The following is a 13,943-nucleotide window of genomic DNA, read 5'->3' as shown; positions in this document are numbered from 1 at the left end:
GGATGATGTGACGATCGATATAGATCAGCGCCGAGCCATCGTCGCGCTGCTTGACCAAATGCGAATCCCAGAGCTTGTCGTAGAGCGTTTTGCCGGCCATCAGACGGTTCCTCATCATTTTCTATGCCGCAGGTCTGGCTGACATCGCTCAATAACCCCTTGGCTTGTGAGGCTGATGCTATGGCGTTACATTAAATAACTCAAATTCATATTTTTTATACTTTGGATAACCATCTGGAATACAAATATGGACCTGGCCAACCTCAATGCTTTTATCGCGATCGCCGAAACCGGCAGCTTCTCCGGGGCCGGCGAACGCCTGCACCTGACCCAACCGGCCATCAGCAAGCGGATCGCCGGCCTCGAGCAGCAACTCAACGTGCGGCTGTTCGACCGCCTGGGCCGGGAAATAGGCCTGACCGAGGCCGGACGCGCCCTGCTGCCCCGGGCCTATCAGATCCTCAACGTGCTGGACGACACCCGCCGGGCGCTGACCAACCTGACCGGCGAAGTCACCGGCCGCCTGACCCTGGCCACCAGCCACCATATTGGCCTGCATCGCTTGCCACCGCTGCTGCGCGCCTTTACCCGGCGCTATCCGGATGTGGCCCTGGACATCCAGTTTCTCGACTCGGAAGTGGCCTATGAGGAGATCCTCCACGGCCGCGCCGAACTGGCGGTGATCACCCTGGCCCCCGAGCCCCATGCGCTGGTCAAGGCCACGCCGGTCTGGAACGACCCGCTGGACTTCGTCGCCGCCCCCGAGCACCCACTGGTGCGCAACGGTACGGTCAGCCTGGCCGACATCGCCCTGCATCCGGCGGTATTTCCCGGTGGCAACACCTTTACCCACCACATCGTCCAGCGCCTGTTCGAAGCCCAGGGCCTGACCCCGAACATCGCCATGAGCACTAACTATCTGGAAACCATCAAGATGATGGTGTCCATCGGCCTGGCCTGGAGCGTATTGCCGCGCACCATGCTCGACGATCAGGTGGCGCGCATCCCTTTGCCGGGCATACAGCTCACTCGCCAGCTAGGCTATATCCTGCATACCGAACGGACGCTGTCGAATGCTGCGCGGGCTTTCATGGCTTTGATGGATGCACAAGTCGATTGGCCAGGGACCCAGGCATAAAAGCCCGGGCATGGCTTGTGCCTTCCTTCAATGCTCCCCGAACCTGCGCCTAACGCTCTTCTCAGCCCAAGGCCCGCTGCTCATGCCCAAACCCGCTGACCGCACACCGCCCATGCCGCGCATTCACGCGCTCGACCCCAAGCAGTCGGAGCAAAGCTGGGAAAGCGCTCCGCAACTGCTGGCCGCCCTCAATGGCGCACGGCTGGGCGCCTGGTACTGGGACATTGAAAGCGGGCAAATCAGCTGGTCGCGGGGCACCCAGGCGCTGTTCGGCTTCGATCCGCGCCAGCCGCTGCCCAAGGACCTGGAATACCTCGACCTGCTGCCCGAGGAGGATCGGGCCAGGACCATTCGCGCCTTTCATTCGGTGCTGGCCGGCGCACCGCTGGAACAGGCGATGCATCACCGCATCCGCTGGCCCGACGGCAGCCTGCACTGGCTGGAGATCAATGGCAGCGTGCTGCCGGACAAGCACGGCAAGCCCCGAATGATCGGGGTGATTCGCGAAATCACCCAACAGCGCCAGCGCGAACAAGCCCTCAGCAGTTCGGAAAAACGCTTCGCCACGCTGTTTCACCTGTGCCCGAACATGGTGCTGCTGACCCGCCTGGAAGACGGCCTGATCAGCGAGGCCAACCAATACTTCGAAAGCCTGTTCGGCTGGCCGGTGCAACACGTCATCGGCCGTACCACCCTCGAGCTCGGCCTGTGGGTCGACCCGGAACAGCGCGCACAACTGATCAAGGCGGTGCAAAAGCGCGGCCAGGCCGCCAGCCTCGAGGTGCAACTGCGCGCCAGCAACGGGCAGATCCACGACGGCATTCTCAGCGCCCAGAAAGTCGAGCTGGAAGGCCAGGCCTACCTGCTCAGCACCTTTCTCGACACCAGCGAACGCAAAATCGCCGAACAGGCCCTCAAGGACAGCCAGGAACGCCTCGACCTGGCCCTGGACTCGGCCCAGCTCGGCACCTGGGACTGGCACATCCCCAGCGGCATGCTCTACGGCTCGGCCCGCGCCGCCCAACTGCACGGCCTGGAGCCATTGCCGTTTCACGAGTCGTTCGAGGCTTTTTTCGAGGGTGTGCCCGACGAAGAACGCGACAACATGCGCGATGCCTATCGCAGCCTGCGCGAGGGGCCGGCGGGCAACTATCAGCTGACCTACCGCGTGCAACTGGCCGATGGCTCGTCCCGCTTTCTGGAAAGCCGCGCCCGCCTCTATCGCGACGAGCATGGCAACCCGCTGCGCATGGCCGGGACCTTGCTCGACATCACCGAGCAGGTCGAGCGCGAACAGCGCCTGGCGACCTCCGAAGAGAAGTTCGCCAGCCTGTTCCAGGTCAGCCCGGACCCGATCTGCGTCACGCTCCAGGAAACCGGGCAATTCATCGAGATCAACTCCAGCTTCACCCAGACCTTCGGCTGGACCGTGGACGAAGTGCTCAACCGCAGCGCCGACCAGATCGGCCTGTGGGACGAATCCGCCCAGCGCCTGCAGCGGGTCGAACAGGTGATCCGCGAGCAGGCGCTGAACAATGTCGCGGTGATAGTCCGGCACAAGGACGGGCAACTCCTGACCTGCATCATTTCCAGCCGGCTGATCACCGTCGACAAGCAGCCCTGCATTGTCACCACGCTGCGCGATATCACCCAGCAGCAACGCGCCGAGGCCGCGCTGAAGGCCAGTGAAGAGAAGTTCGCCAAGGCCTTCCACTCCAGCCCCGACGCCATCACCATTTCCGAGCGCGATACCGGGCGTTACTTGGAGGTCAACGACGGCTTCTGCCGCCTGACCGGTTACCGCGCCGAAGAAGTGATCGGCCGCACCGTGTATCAGGTCGGCATCTGGGCCGAGGAAAAACAGCGTTCGATCCTGCTCGCCGAGCTGCAGCTCAAAGGCCGGGTCCATCACCTGGAAATGCTCGGGCGCAACAAGCACGGGGACATTCTGACGGTAGAGGTGTCGGTCGAGCCCATCACCCTCAATGAAACCGACTGCCTGCTGCTCACCGCGCGGGATGTCAGCCTGCTGAAAAATGCCCAGGCGCAGATTCGCCACCTGGCCTACCACGACCCGCTGACCAACCTGCCCAACCGCGCCCTGCTGATGGATCGGCTGAGCCAACAGATCGCCCTGCTCAAGCGCCACAACCTGCGCGGCGCCCTGCTGTTCCTCGACCTGGACCATTTCAAGCACATCAACGACTCCCTCGGCCACCCGGTGGGCGACACCGTGCTGAAGATCGTCACCGCGCGGCTCGAGGCCAGCGTGCGCATGGAAGACACCGTCGCGCGCCTGGGCGGCGACGAGTTCGTGGTCCTGCTCAGCGGCCTGGAAGGCACGCGCAACGAGGTCAACGATCAGGTCCGGGAACTGGCCGATACCCTGCGCGAGCTGCTGTCCGAACCGATGTTCCTCGACGGCCAGCGCCTGCAGGTGACCCCGAGCATCGGCGTCGCCCTGATTCCCGATCACGGCTCGACCCCCACCGACCTGCTCAAGCGCGCCGATATCGCGCTGTACCGGGCCAAGGACTCCGGGCGCAACACTACCCAGATGTTCCACAACACCATGCAGAAGGCCGCCAGCGAGCGCCTGCGCATGGAAACCGACCTGCGCCTGGCCTTGTCCCGGGGCGAGTTCAGCGTGCACTTCCAACCTCAGGTGGACGCCCGCGGCAACCGGATCGTCGGCGCCGAGACCCTGGTGCGCTGGCACCACCCCGAACTGGGAGCCCAGCCGCCCAACGAGTTCATCAAGGTCCTGGAAGAAAGCGGCCTGATCCTCGAAGTCGGCACCTGGATTCTCGACGAGGCCTGCCAGGCCTTCGGCCAACTGATCGCCGAGGGCCTGGTGGACCCGCTGGATTTCAGCCTGTGCGTGAACATCAGCCCGCGGCAGTTCCGCCAGAACGACTTCGTCGAACGCATCGAACGCAGCCTGAGCCAGCATCAGATCCCACCTTCGCTGCTGAAACTGGAAATCACCGAAGGCATCGTGATCCAGAACCTGGAAGACACCATCAGCAAGATGCGCCGGCTGAAAAAACTCGGGGTCAGTTTCGCCATGGACGACTTCGGCACCGGCTATTCGTCGCTGACCTACCTCAAGCGCTTGCCGGTAGACACGCTGAAAATCGATCAGTCCTTCGTCCGCGATGCCACCCACGACCCCAACGACGCGGAGATCGTGCGGGCCATCGTCGCCATGGCCCGCAGCCTGAACCTGGAGGTGATCGCCGAAGGGGTGGAAACCGCCGAACAGCTGGAGTTTCTCCAGGGACTGGGGTGCCACCTGTACCAGGGTTACCTGCACAGCCGACCGCTGCCGCTGGAGGAGCTGAAAGTCCTGCTGGCCTGAACGACCGGCGAGACAATCGCCGGCCTGGCAGACCACGGCCAAGCAATTGCCAGTGTTTCGCGCAACCTGTAGGGTCGCCCTCTTTGTGACGTACCCACGAGATCGATCATGCAGGATGCAACCCTCCCCCGCCCGGCCCTGCTGGGCATTGACCTTGGCACCACCAACAGCCTGATCGCCGTCTGGCAGGACGGCCGCGCCCAGTTGATCCCCAACGCCCTCGGCGATGTCCTCACCCCATCGGTGGTCAGCCTCGACGAAGACGACAGCATTCTGGTGGGCCAGGCCGCACGGGCCCGCCTGACCACCCACCCGGAACGCACGGCCGCCGCCTTCAAGCGTTTCATGGGTAGCGACAAGCGCCTCGAACTGGGCGGCCGGTCGTTCAGCCCGGAGGAGCTCTCGGCGCTGGTGATCGGCTCGCTCAAACAGGACGCCGAAGCCTTTCTCGGCCATCCGGTGCAGGAAGCGGTGATTTCGGTGCCCGCCTACTTCAGCGACGAACAACGCAAACGCACGCTGTTCGCCGCCGAACTGGCGGGCCTGACGGTGTCGCGGCTGATCAACGAGCCCACCGCCGCCGCCATGGCCTACAGGCTGCATGAGCAGAAGTTCGAACGCACGCTGATCTTCGACCTGGGCGGCGGCACCTTCGACGTCACGGTGCTGGAGTACGCGCTGCCGCTGATCGAGGTCCACGCTTCCACCGGCGACAACTTCCTGGGCGGCGAGGACTTCACCGACGCCTTGTTGCAGGCCTGCCTCAAGGACTGGCAACTGACCCCGGCGCAGATCGACGCCCAAGGCATGGCCAGCCTGGGCGACGCCCTGGAGCAGCTCAAGCGCAAACTCGGCGAAGGCCCTCAGGCATTGAACTGGCGCCATGGCGACCAGGCCTATGAATGGACCCTGGACGAAGGGGCGGCACTGAAAATCTGGGAACCGTTGCTGAGCCGGTTGCGGGCGCCCATCGAGCAGGCCCTGCGCGACGCCCGCCTCAAGCCCCGCGACCTCGACAGCCTGGTGCTGGTGGGCGGCGCGACCCGGATGCCGGCGGTGCAGCAGATGGTCGCCACGCTATTCGGGCGCCTGCCTTACCGCCACCTCGACCCGGACACTATCGTCGCCCTGGGGGCCGCCACCCAGGCGGCCTGCAAGGCCCGGGACGGGGCCATCGAAGAGCTGATCCTGACCGACGTCTGCCCCTACACCCTGGGGATTTCCACCAACCGTGGCGAACAGGTCAGCGGGGCCTTTTCGCCGATCATCGAGCGCAACACAGTGATCCCGACGTCACGAGTGAAGCAGTTTCACACTACCCACGCACATCAGGAACTGATCCGCATCGAGGTGTATCAGGGTGAACGCCCTTGGGTGCGGGACAATATTTTCATCGACGCCTTCAATGTGAAGTTGACGCCCAGCGAGCAGATCCAGGATCTGGACGTGCGCTTCAGCTACGACATCAACGGCCTGCTGGAAGTCGACGTGACCCTGCTCGCCAGCGGCGAACGCCATAGCCACAGCATCGACCGCAGCCCCACCGGGCTCGACGAAGGATCCCGGCAAGCCAGCCATGAGCGGCTGACCGCCCTGAAAATCCACCCCCGCGACGCCCTGCCCAACCGCACCCTGCTGGCACGGCTGGAACGGGCGTGGATGCAAAGCCTGGGGGATGAACGCGAACGGATCGCCGACTGGCTGGACAGCTTCACCGCCGTGCTCGGCGGCCAGCAACCCTCAGAGATCGCCAGCCATCGCACCCAGCTGAACCAGGCGCTGGATCAACTGCGCCTGTAGCCCTCGAGCTGCCGTAAAGCCGCCTGCAAACCGCCGGGCAGCGCCTCTTCGCCTGCGCTGTCCAGCGGCACGCCATAGCGGTTGGGCAGCTTGTCGCCGGGGAAGGCGAACAGCACCAGCGGCAGAAACGGAAAGAACGGCGACAGACAACCCAGCACCAGCAAGGTCGGGATGCCACGGCCGATGTCATGCAGCCGGCGCAGCGTGGCCCCCAGCAGAAACACGATGCCCAGCAACAGCACGGCGATCCCGGATGTCGACTCGCCACTGAGCAACGCAACCACCGGGGCGGCCAGCACTGTACCCAGCACCTGCCCGATGAACGCCCCACGCCCCAGCCGTGTACCCAGGCGCCAGAACGCCCCTGCGGGCACCGGACGGCTGTCAGCCTTGGCCAGCAGCAGGCGCTCGCTCCAGGACAACAGCGCACTGAAGGCAAACCGCAGGCCGAGCCCGTGGGCAGGGTTATCCTTGGCCCGTTGCATGCGCAGCAGCACTTTCTGCCGCGGCACACCGGCACTGCCGTAACGCACCAGCCCCTTGAGCACATCGAGGGCCAGGTAAAAGGCATCGCTGTCGATCCCTTCGTCCTCCACCAGCGTCTGCCGGGGTGGCCGTGGCGGCTCCCCCTTGATCAAGCCGTGGCGGAAGCCGTCGAACCAATCCTGGGGGTTGGTGATCTCGGTGATCCTGTCGAGCAGATAGCGACGCTGCTGCGCGTCGATCAGCGGGTCGTGATAGAGCACGCTGCCCAAGAGCATGCGCCCGAGCAGATCGTCGTTGAAGGCGTGCAGGTCACTGCGCAGGCATTCGAGCAAGCGGTCATTGCTCAGCAGCCGCGCACTGTCGAGCGCTTCTTGAACGCCGAACAACTGCCGGACGAGCATGGCGTGCACCGGGTCCTCCGCCTGCAGCCAGCCGAGCAGACCGCTGAGGTCGCCCTGTTCGCGGTTCAAGCGGCAAAGCAGTGGTTGCAAACGCGCCAGCGGATGCTCACGCACGATATTCATTGACTCCACGCACGCCGCTGACTTCGCAGCCAGCCAAAGGCTCGGATACTCAAGTGTCGCCAGCAGGTACAAGGCCTGGCGATGCCATTCCCATACCTCAAGCTGGGCGTCGATGGCCGGCAACAGCAGCCCCTGCTCAGCCAGTTGCGCCTGCACGGCCAGCCCCCCAAGCGCCGCGCCACGCGTGCCCAGCTCAAACGCATCGTCCAGACGCGCCAAGGCCCGGGCATCGTAAGAGCGCAAGCGACGCATCCACAGCAGACTGAGGTCCAGTGGCTCGCCCTTCAACAGCTCCGGCGCGATGATCGGTTGCGCGGACTGGCTGCCGAGAAACGCGTTCAATGCCAGTGGGATCGGTGCCTGGGTCAGCCAACAGATCAATTGATCGGCCTGATACTTGAACCCTTGCAACACCAGTTCATCCAGCACATCCGGACTGGAAGGTGCGTCCATGACCCGTCGCAACAACGCCACATCACCCCGGTGCAGCGCCCAGGCATGTTGATACAAGACCTGAAGTCGCGGGTCGTCACTGGCATCGATCAGCCAGGCCAGCAACGGCAATTCATCGCCATTGATACGCCACTCGACAAAGGCGTCAGCAATGCCCTGCAGGCCAAGCTGCCGAGCATTGAACCAACGCGTCAGGGTTTCCGGGCGTTGCGAAGGGCTGCCGTATTCCTGGGTGACATCCGCCAGGTCATGGGACCAGTCGCGGAAGTTCTCCAGACGATCAAACGCCTGGATCAGCAACGGTAAACGCTGGGGTTGCAGACGCGCGCATAGCTCCAGCAGCCAGGTCGCGGCCTTGGGATGCCGGTACTCCTGCCAAAGCTGTACCCAGGCCTGCAACGCCAGCTCCTCCAAACCCAGCGCGCTGCGCTGGCAAGCCAGCAGGTACAACCAATCGACATTCTGCGGTGCCAGGCGATGTTGCTCGCTGACCAGCTCCAGAAACGTCTTGCTGCCGATCCCGGCTTGGCTGAACTGCACCACGATGCGATGCAGCAGGCGCTCGTCCGCGGGTAGCACCACGCAGGTGTGAAGGCTGGCGAAATAGCGGTAATCGTCCAGAGACTCATGGTCGTAGAGGTGATCAAGCGTGCGCACATACCAGAGGGTTTCCAATTGCGCGGCGACCGGCCACCGATTCATCAACGAGGTGTCGAACGGGTCAGGCGCATCGATGCGTTGCAGAAACTCATCGACCTGCCGGGCATTTTCGAACGCCAGGTCCATCATCCGGCTCGCCCAGCCGATGCGTTGAGCCAACAGATGTGCACAGGCATGGGAGATCGGCCCGGCATCGAGCAACAGGCGCAGCAGCGGCCAACAGAGTTCATCCAGCGCTTCCAGCGACAATTGGTCCAGCTCGAGATTGAATGCCTGCCAGGACGGCGGATCGAAACGCCGCGTCGAATCCTGAAGCAATGCGTCAAAAGCGGTCAGCAGTCGCTGCGCAACACTCGGCTCATCGGCGCCAGGTAAATCATCCGCCTCCAGGTCTTCCTCACGGGCAAAGCGAAGGGCCACCTCATAGGCCTCACGTAACGCCTGAAAGCCTTGCGGATCGGTTTCGGGGTGATGCTGCGGTAAACGCGCACGATACGCACCGCGAATGGCATCACTGTCTTTGGTGGGCTCGATACCCAAACGGATCCAGCAACTCATGACCAGTCGAACTCCCCCAAAGTGTCCGGACGCTCCGGCAGATGCAGAGGCATATCCCAAGGCAACTGCGCAAAAAACTCACGAGCATCACCGTCAATCATTCTGACAATCCTGCGATTACCGGGATCGTTGCCCTGCCGATCGTATTCGTGGGCCAGTTGCTCATCGGTATTACCCAGGCAATTCCAGAACGCCTTGCCGACCGTAAAAGCGCTCAGGTAGGTCGTCCAACTGTCGTAGTAATAACGCGCACGCATCGCCATGCGGCCGTGCAGCCAGAGGCTTTCAGTGAGGTCGATCCAGCCATGCAGCACCGCACTGCGCAGCAGAAAGCCCATGCGCCCAATGTCCCAGGCTCGAATACCGCCACGCCCACACTCGCCATAAGTACGACTGGCCAACTCATAGAAGGCTCGTTGGCGACTGTCGAGAGGCTCGATCAGCGCTTGCCATTCGGAGGGCAGGCAACGCTCCCACTGACGAAAAGCTTCGTTGAGGTAGGTGGCGTGACCGGTATCGGCGGTATGCAGCATGCCCAGCAGTTCCGGGCGCGTGGTAATGCCCCAGCCACCTTTGACATCGACATGCTTGAGGTCGAAGCAATACGTGGGGGCGCTGTAGTCGGCATTGGGATTGAGGGCGACCAACGGCGCAGAAAGCGCGTACAGCCAGCGCTGCTCCATTTCATCCATGAAAAATGCTCCAGGCCGACCAGTGAGAAATGAGGGAGGGGGTCGGCAAAACTGCGGCGGATTGTAGAGAAACCGTCACCACGCGGCAAAGCCGCGCCATGGTTTTTCTGGCGCCTACAAAAAGGCCCCGACGGGTCGGGGCCTTCATTCAGCGGCTTAGCGTCCGTTTGGACGTGCCTGCCAGTGCATCAGTGTTGCAGAGCCGGCTTCTGCGCCCCGTTGATCGGGATGCGCTTGGCCTTGGCTTCTTCCGGGATCACCCGCAACAGGTCGATGCTCAACAGACCGTTGCTCAGGCCGGCGGCCTTGATCTCGATGTGATCGGCCAGGCGGAAGGACAGCTTGAATGCACGCTGGGCAATGCCCTGGTGCAGGAAGGTGACGCCTTCGTTCGCGTCACGCTTGCCGCCACTGATGGTCAGCACGCCCTTCTCGACTTGCAGCTCCAGGTCTTCTTCCTGGAAACCGGCGGCGGCCACGACGATGCGGTATTGGTCGTCACCGTGTTTTTCGACGTTGTAGGGCGGATAGGTGCTGCCTGGCTCATTGCGCAGGGCGGTTTCGAACAGGTCGTTGAAACGGTCGAAACCCACCGAGGAACGGAACAGTGGCGCGAGGGAAAATGCAGTACTCATGGTTCAAATCTCCTGAAAACAATCAGCAAGTTTTTTGTCTCCGCGACCCGAATTCGGCATCGCGTAACCCTTAGATAGGGACCACCCATTGCATTTCAAGAGACTTTCTGCAGATTTTTTCAGGCCGCCTCGGCCACCGGCAGGCCCAGCAGACGCGAGACTTGATCCGGCTCGGTTTCGCGACGCAGGACGGTGAACAGCTCAACCGCCTCGGGATAATTGCGGGTCAGCATCGCCAGCCACTGCTTCAAACGGCCCGGCGATTGGCGCGCCGTCATCTGCGCCTTGGCTTGCAGCCAGAAGTCCTGGATCAGCGGCATCAGCTCGGCCCAGGTCATCTCGACCACCTCTTCCCCCGCCCGCGCGGCAGCGATCTGCCGGGCCAGATCCGGACGCGACACCAGGCCGCGACCGAGCATGATGTCTTCCACGCCACTGATTTCCCGGCAGCGGCGCCAGTCCTCGACACTCCAGATATCGCCGTTGGCGAACACCGGCACCTTGACCACGTCCTGTACCCGGGGAATCCACTCCCAGTGCGCCGGCGGCTTGTAGCCGTCCACCTTGGTCCGCGCATGCACCACGATATGTTCCGCGCCGCCTTCGGCCAGCGCCGTGGCGCACACCAGCGAGCCGTCCGGACTGTCGAAACCCAGGCGCATCTTGGCGGTCACCGGAATATGCGCCGGCACCGCGCGCCGCACATGCTCGACGATCTGGTTGAGCAGTTCCGGCTCCTTGAGCAGCACCGCGCCGCCACGGGACTTGTTGACGGTCTTGGCCGGGCAGCCAAAGTTCAGGTCGATGACCTCGGAACCCAACTCACAGGCCAGCACCGCGTTCTCCGCCAGGCACACCGGGTCGGAACCCAGCAGCTGCACCCGCAACGGCACGCCGGACGCGGTTCGGGCGCCGTTCAGCAACTCGGGACCGAACTTGTGAAAATAGGCCGGCGTGAGCAACTGATCGTTGACCCGGATGAACTCGGTCACGCACCAGTCGATACCGCCGACACGGGTCAGCACGTCCCGCAGGATGTCGTCGACCAACCCCTCCATGGGCGCCAAAGCAATTTGCATGAATCACACTCAACGTAAAACGCGAAAAAAACGTGCGGCAGTTTACTGGGTTTCGGTGGGGAGCAGGTATTTCACGGGGCGGATGGCGGTCGGCCGGGCTGACGCCGCCGCGAGCAAGCTCGCTCCTGCTGGGATCAGCAGGAGCGAGCTTGCGGCATCAAATAGCCTGGCTCGCCCCTTGCAACGCCGGTCCGTAGCCCTCGAGAAACTCGGTGGGCATGCGCTTGGGCTTGCCGCTGGACAGTTCGATGCAGACAAAAGTGGTCTGGGCCCGCAGCAAGGTGGTGCCATCGCTCGGGCACATCAGCTGGAAGCGCCGCGTCATCTTCAGGCGCTGGTCCCAATCGACGATCCAGGTCGCCAGTTGCAACTCGTCGCCCTCATAGGCCGCCGCCAGGTAATCGATCTCATGGCGGACCACCGCCATGGCGCGATCCAGGCGGCGGTACTCGCTCAGATCCAGGCCCAGGCGCTGGGAATGGCGCCAGGCGCAGCGTTCGAGCCAGGTGACATACACCGCATTGTTGGCATGCCCCAAGCCGTCGATGTCTTCGGCACCCACCTGCAGATCGATGATAAATGGCGTTGCCAGATCCCAGCCCATGCCCCACTCCCGGTCAGATTATTCGACCGGCGCAGTGTAACGGATTGCTCAGGCGGATTGGCGCGCTTGCAGGCTGCGACGGCCGGCCAACAGCGCCAGCACCCCGTCGATCACCCGCGGATCGGCCAGCACCCGCTGATGGCCGCCGTCCTTCAGGCGCAACAGGCGGCTGTCGAACCAGGCCTCATGGATCCGTTCGGACTCCTTGACCGGGACAAAGGTGTCGTCTTCGGCATGCACGATCAGCCCGGGCATATCCAGCTGGTAGCGCGCGACATCCAGGGCCTCGGCGCGCATGCCGACCTCCTGCTCCACCTGGCGGATAAAGGCCGAGCGCGCCCTGGGAGGCAGGCGCACATAGCTGGCGAAACCGCGCAAGACTCCAAGTATCCGCGCCGGAGCAGCGATGCTGACCAGGGTCTCGGTACGCAGGCCCAACTGCACCGCCAGCATGGCACTGGCGCCTCCCATGGAGTGGCCGATGACCGCGCGTAGCGGCGGCAACTCTGCGGCGGCTTCCAGCATGGCCCGGGCAAACAGCACTATATTGGCCTCGCGCCCCGGGGAGCGCCCGTGAGCGGGGCCGTCCAGCGCCACGACGCTGTAACCCGCGCCCACCAGCGCGTTGATCAGGCTGGCGAACTGCGTGGGCCGCCCTTCCCAACCGTGCATCAGCAGCACCGCCGGCCCCTGACCCCAGCGTAACGCCGAGAGCCCGAAACGCAGGGTGATGCGCTCGGAGCGCGCCAGCAGCGGCAATTCCCAGTCCCGTGGCAGCCGCCCGCGCGGCGTCATGAAGGCCAGCCGCATCTTGCTCGCGACCAGCTTCGGTGCAATCCAGCCCAAGGTGCCATTAACGCCACGAACCCAACTTAACGTGCTCATCGCTCTCTCCTCAGGCCAGCGCCTCAGGTCATTGCACCGCCGACTTGGCGGCGCGCAGTAAACGGTCCGACAGCTCGCCAGCCCCCAGCGCCCGGGCCAGGGACAGCCCGCCCACCATCAGGGCCAGGTCAGCCAGGGCCTTGTCGGTGTCTTCAGGGGTGCTGGCCAACTGCGCCAGCATCAATTCGATGTGTTCGTTCAGGACTTTGCGGAACGCCTCCGGCAGGCGCCCCATCTCACCGACCGACGCCGGGATCGGGCAGGCCTGCTCGATGGAATCGCGGTGCTTGCGCGACAGGTAAAACGCCGCCACCAGTGCCCGCCGTTCTTCGCCGGTCAGCGAAGCGTCCATATCGGCGATCAGGCCACGACGCTGGGCCAGCAATTGACTGAACGCTTCCAGCATCAAGGCGTCCTTGCTTTCGAAGTGGGCATAGAAACCACCGACCGTCAGGCCCGCGGCACCCATCACTTCGCCCACGCTCGGCTCGGCCGGGCCACGTTGCACCAGCGCGGAGCTGGCGGCCTGGAGAATGCGTTCGCGGGTTTGAGCTTTTTTATCGTTCATCATTGCCTCCGAATATTACGATAAAAATATTATTCTCATAATAATTTTTCGCAAGTCGTTAGTGTGACCGTCGGTCAGGAGAACAGTGTCGGGAGAAAAGAAAGATTGGCCAAACGCCAGAAAAACAAAAGGGTCATTCAATGATTGAATGACCCTTAAAAATCCCGCAGAGCGGGTAAACGTGGCGTCCCCTAGGGGACTCGAACCCCTGTTACCGCCGTGAAAGGGCGGTGTCCTAGGCCACTAGACGAAGGGGACACAAACCCTTCTATACAACTGATCAGTGCTGAGATCTGATCGATTCAAGGCCGGTGTGGCCAGACCTTGAACTGTAAAATTGGTGGAGCTAGACGGGATCGAACCGTCGACCTCTTGCATGCCATGCAAGCGCTCTCCCAGCTGAGCTATAGCCCCAGATTTTTCGCCTCGCGGCGGAGCGATATCTTGCACGCTGCCACCTTGGGCAGCTTTTTTTGCCCGCGGATCCTGGCCAGCGCCGG

General features: G+C 63.2%; 11 protein-coding genes and 2 tRNA genes. 3 read left to right on the top strand and 10 right to left on the bottom strand.

Annotated features, from left to right (window positions below; translation table 11 throughout):
- Nucleotides 1–100 (bottom strand): hypothetical protein (locus ACQKQA_RS27595; RefSeq protein ID WP_427564389.1); only part of this gene is annotated, 100 nt, incomplete at its 3' end.
- A gap of 147 nt (nt 101–247) precedes the next feature.
- Here ACQKQA_RS27595 and ACQKQA_RS27590 point away from each other — a divergent pair.
- The 3 genes from ACQKQA_RS27590 (at nt 248) to ACQKQA_RS27580 (ending at nt 6,299) form a co-directional block, all read left to right on the top strand.
- Entirely contained in the window at nt 248–1,138 is an 891-nt protein-coding gene (locus ACQKQA_RS27590; RefSeq protein ID WP_427564388.1) for a LysR family transcriptional regulator, read from the top strand.
- Between the two features lie 82 nt (nt 1,139–1,220).
- Entirely contained in the window at nt 1,221–4,499 is a 3,279-nt protein-coding gene (locus tag ACQKQA_RS27585) for a sensor domain-containing protein (protein WP_427564387.1), read from the top strand.
- A gap of 108 nt (nt 4,500–4,607) precedes the next feature.
- Nucleotides 4,608–6,299 carry an Hsp70 family protein gene (locus ACQKQA_RS27580; protein WP_427564386.1) on the top strand — a complete coding sequence of 564 codons (1,692 nt, stop codon included), beginning with the start codon at nt 4,608–4,610 and terminating at the stop codon, nt 6,297–6,299.
- Here ACQKQA_RS27580 and ACQKQA_RS27575 read toward each other — a convergent pair.
- The 9 genes from ACQKQA_RS27575 to ACQKQA_RS27535 all read right to left on the bottom strand — a co-directional run bounded on the left by ACQKQA_RS27575 (nt 6,284) and on the right by ACQKQA_RS27535 (nt 13,857).
- Nucleotides 6,284–8,980: a DUF805 domain-containing protein gene (locus ACQKQA_RS27575; RefSeq protein WP_427564384.1), complete on the bottom strand. Its 2,697-nt coding sequence runs from the start codon at nt 8,978–8,980 to the stop codon at nt 6,284–6,286. The genes ACQKQA_RS27580 and ACQKQA_RS27575 overlap by 16 nt on opposite strands.
- Nucleotides 8,977–9,672 carry a DUF1266 domain-containing protein gene (locus tag ACQKQA_RS27570; RefSeq protein ID WP_427564382.1) on the bottom strand — a complete coding sequence of 232 codons (696 nt, stop codon included), beginning with the start codon at nt 9,670–9,672 and terminating at the stop codon, nt 8,977–8,979. The genes ACQKQA_RS27575 and ACQKQA_RS27570 overlap by 4 nt, the downstream gene beginning before the upstream one ends.
- Before the next feature lie 188 nt (nt 9,673–9,860).
- Nucleotides 9,861–10,307: an Hsp20 family protein gene (locus ACQKQA_RS27565; RefSeq protein WP_063429319.1), complete on the bottom strand. Its 447-nt coding sequence runs from the start codon at nt 10,305–10,307 to the stop codon at nt 9,861–9,863.
- Nucleotides 10,308–10,426: 119 nt separating this feature from the next.
- The gene (locus ACQKQA_RS27560) at nt 10,427–11,386 is read right to left on the bottom strand and encodes a tRNA dihydrouridine synthase (protein WP_427564380.1); all 960 of its coding nucleotides are present in this window, start codon (nt 11,384–11,386) and stop codon (nt 10,427–10,429) included.
- A gap of 157 nt (nt 11,387–11,543) precedes the next feature.
- On the bottom strand, nt 11,544–11,990 hold the full coding sequence (locus tag ACQKQA_RS27555; protein WP_427564378.1) for an acyl-CoA thioesterase: 447 nt from the start codon (nt 11,988–11,990) through the stop codon (nt 11,544–11,546).
- A 48-nt stretch (nt 11,991–12,038) separates the two neighbouring features.
- On the bottom strand, nt 12,039–12,875 hold the full coding sequence (locus ACQKQA_RS27550; RefSeq protein WP_427564376.1) for an alpha/beta fold hydrolase: 837 nt from the start codon (nt 12,873–12,875) through the stop codon (nt 12,039–12,041).
- Nucleotides 12,876–12,903: 28 nt separating this feature from the next.
- Nucleotides 12,904–13,443: a TetR/AcrR family transcriptional regulator gene (locus ACQKQA_RS27545; RefSeq protein WP_427564375.1), complete on the bottom strand. Its 540-nt coding sequence runs from the start codon at nt 13,441–13,443 to the stop codon at nt 12,904–12,906.
- Between the two features lie 182 nt (nt 13,444–13,625).
- A tRNA-Glu gene (locus ACQKQA_RS27540) sits at nt 13,626–13,701 on the bottom strand.
- A gap of 80 nt (nt 13,702–13,781) precedes the next feature.
- Nucleotides 13,782–13,857: transfer RNA gene (locus ACQKQA_RS27535), tRNA-Ala, on the bottom strand.
- Nucleotides 13,858–13,943: the final 86 nt, after the last annotated feature.

Source organism: Pseudomonas sp. NPDC089530 (assembly GCF_050280705.1).
In the GTDB taxonomy this organism is placed as follows: Bacteria; Pseudomonadota; Gammaproteobacteria; order Pseudomonadales; family Pseudomonadaceae; genus Aquipseudomonas.
This window is presented reverse-complemented; position numbering and strand designations above follow the sequence as displayed.

Bases quoted from the DNA above. Each gene is read 5' to 3' on its own strand.
- ACQKQA_RS27580 (WP_427564386.1), top strand. From the start codon at position 4,608: ATGCAGGATGCAACCCTCCCCCGCCCGGCCCTGCTGGGCATTGACCTT.
- ACQKQA_RS27550 (WP_427564376.1), bottom strand. From the start codon at position 12,875: ATGAGCACGTTAAGTTGGGTTCGTGGCGTTAATGGCACCTTGGGCTGG.
- ACQKQA_RS27565 (WP_063429319.1), bottom strand. From the start codon at position 10,307: ATGAGTACTGCATTTTCCCTCGCGCCACTGTTCCGTTCCTCGGTGGGT.
- ACQKQA_RS27545 (WP_427564375.1), bottom strand. From the start codon at position 13,443: ATGAACGATAAAAAAGCTCAAACCCGCGAACGCATTCTCCAGGCCGCC.
- ACQKQA_RS27560 (WP_427564380.1), bottom strand. From the start codon at position 11,386: ATGCAAATTGCTTTGGCGCCCATGGAGGGGTTGGTCGACGACATCCTG.
- ACQKQA_RS27575 (WP_427564384.1), bottom strand. From the start codon at position 8,980: ATGAGTTGCTGGATCCGTTTGGGTATCGAGCCCACCAAAGACAGTGAT.
- ACQKQA_RS27555 (WP_427564378.1), bottom strand. From the start codon at position 11,990: ATGGGCTGGGATCTGGCAACGCCATTTATCATCGATCTGCAGGTGGGT.
- ACQKQA_RS27590 (WP_427564388.1), top strand. From the start codon at position 248: ATGGACCTGGCCAACCTCAATGCTTTTATCGCGATCGCCGAAACCGGC.
- ACQKQA_RS27585 (WP_427564387.1), top strand. From the start codon at position 1,221: ATGCCCAAACCCGCTGACCGCACACCGCCCATGCCGCGCATTCACGCG.
- ACQKQA_RS27570 (WP_427564382.1), bottom strand. From the start codon at position 9,672: ATGGATGAAATGGAGCAGCGCTGGCTGTACGCGCTTTCTGCGCCGTTG.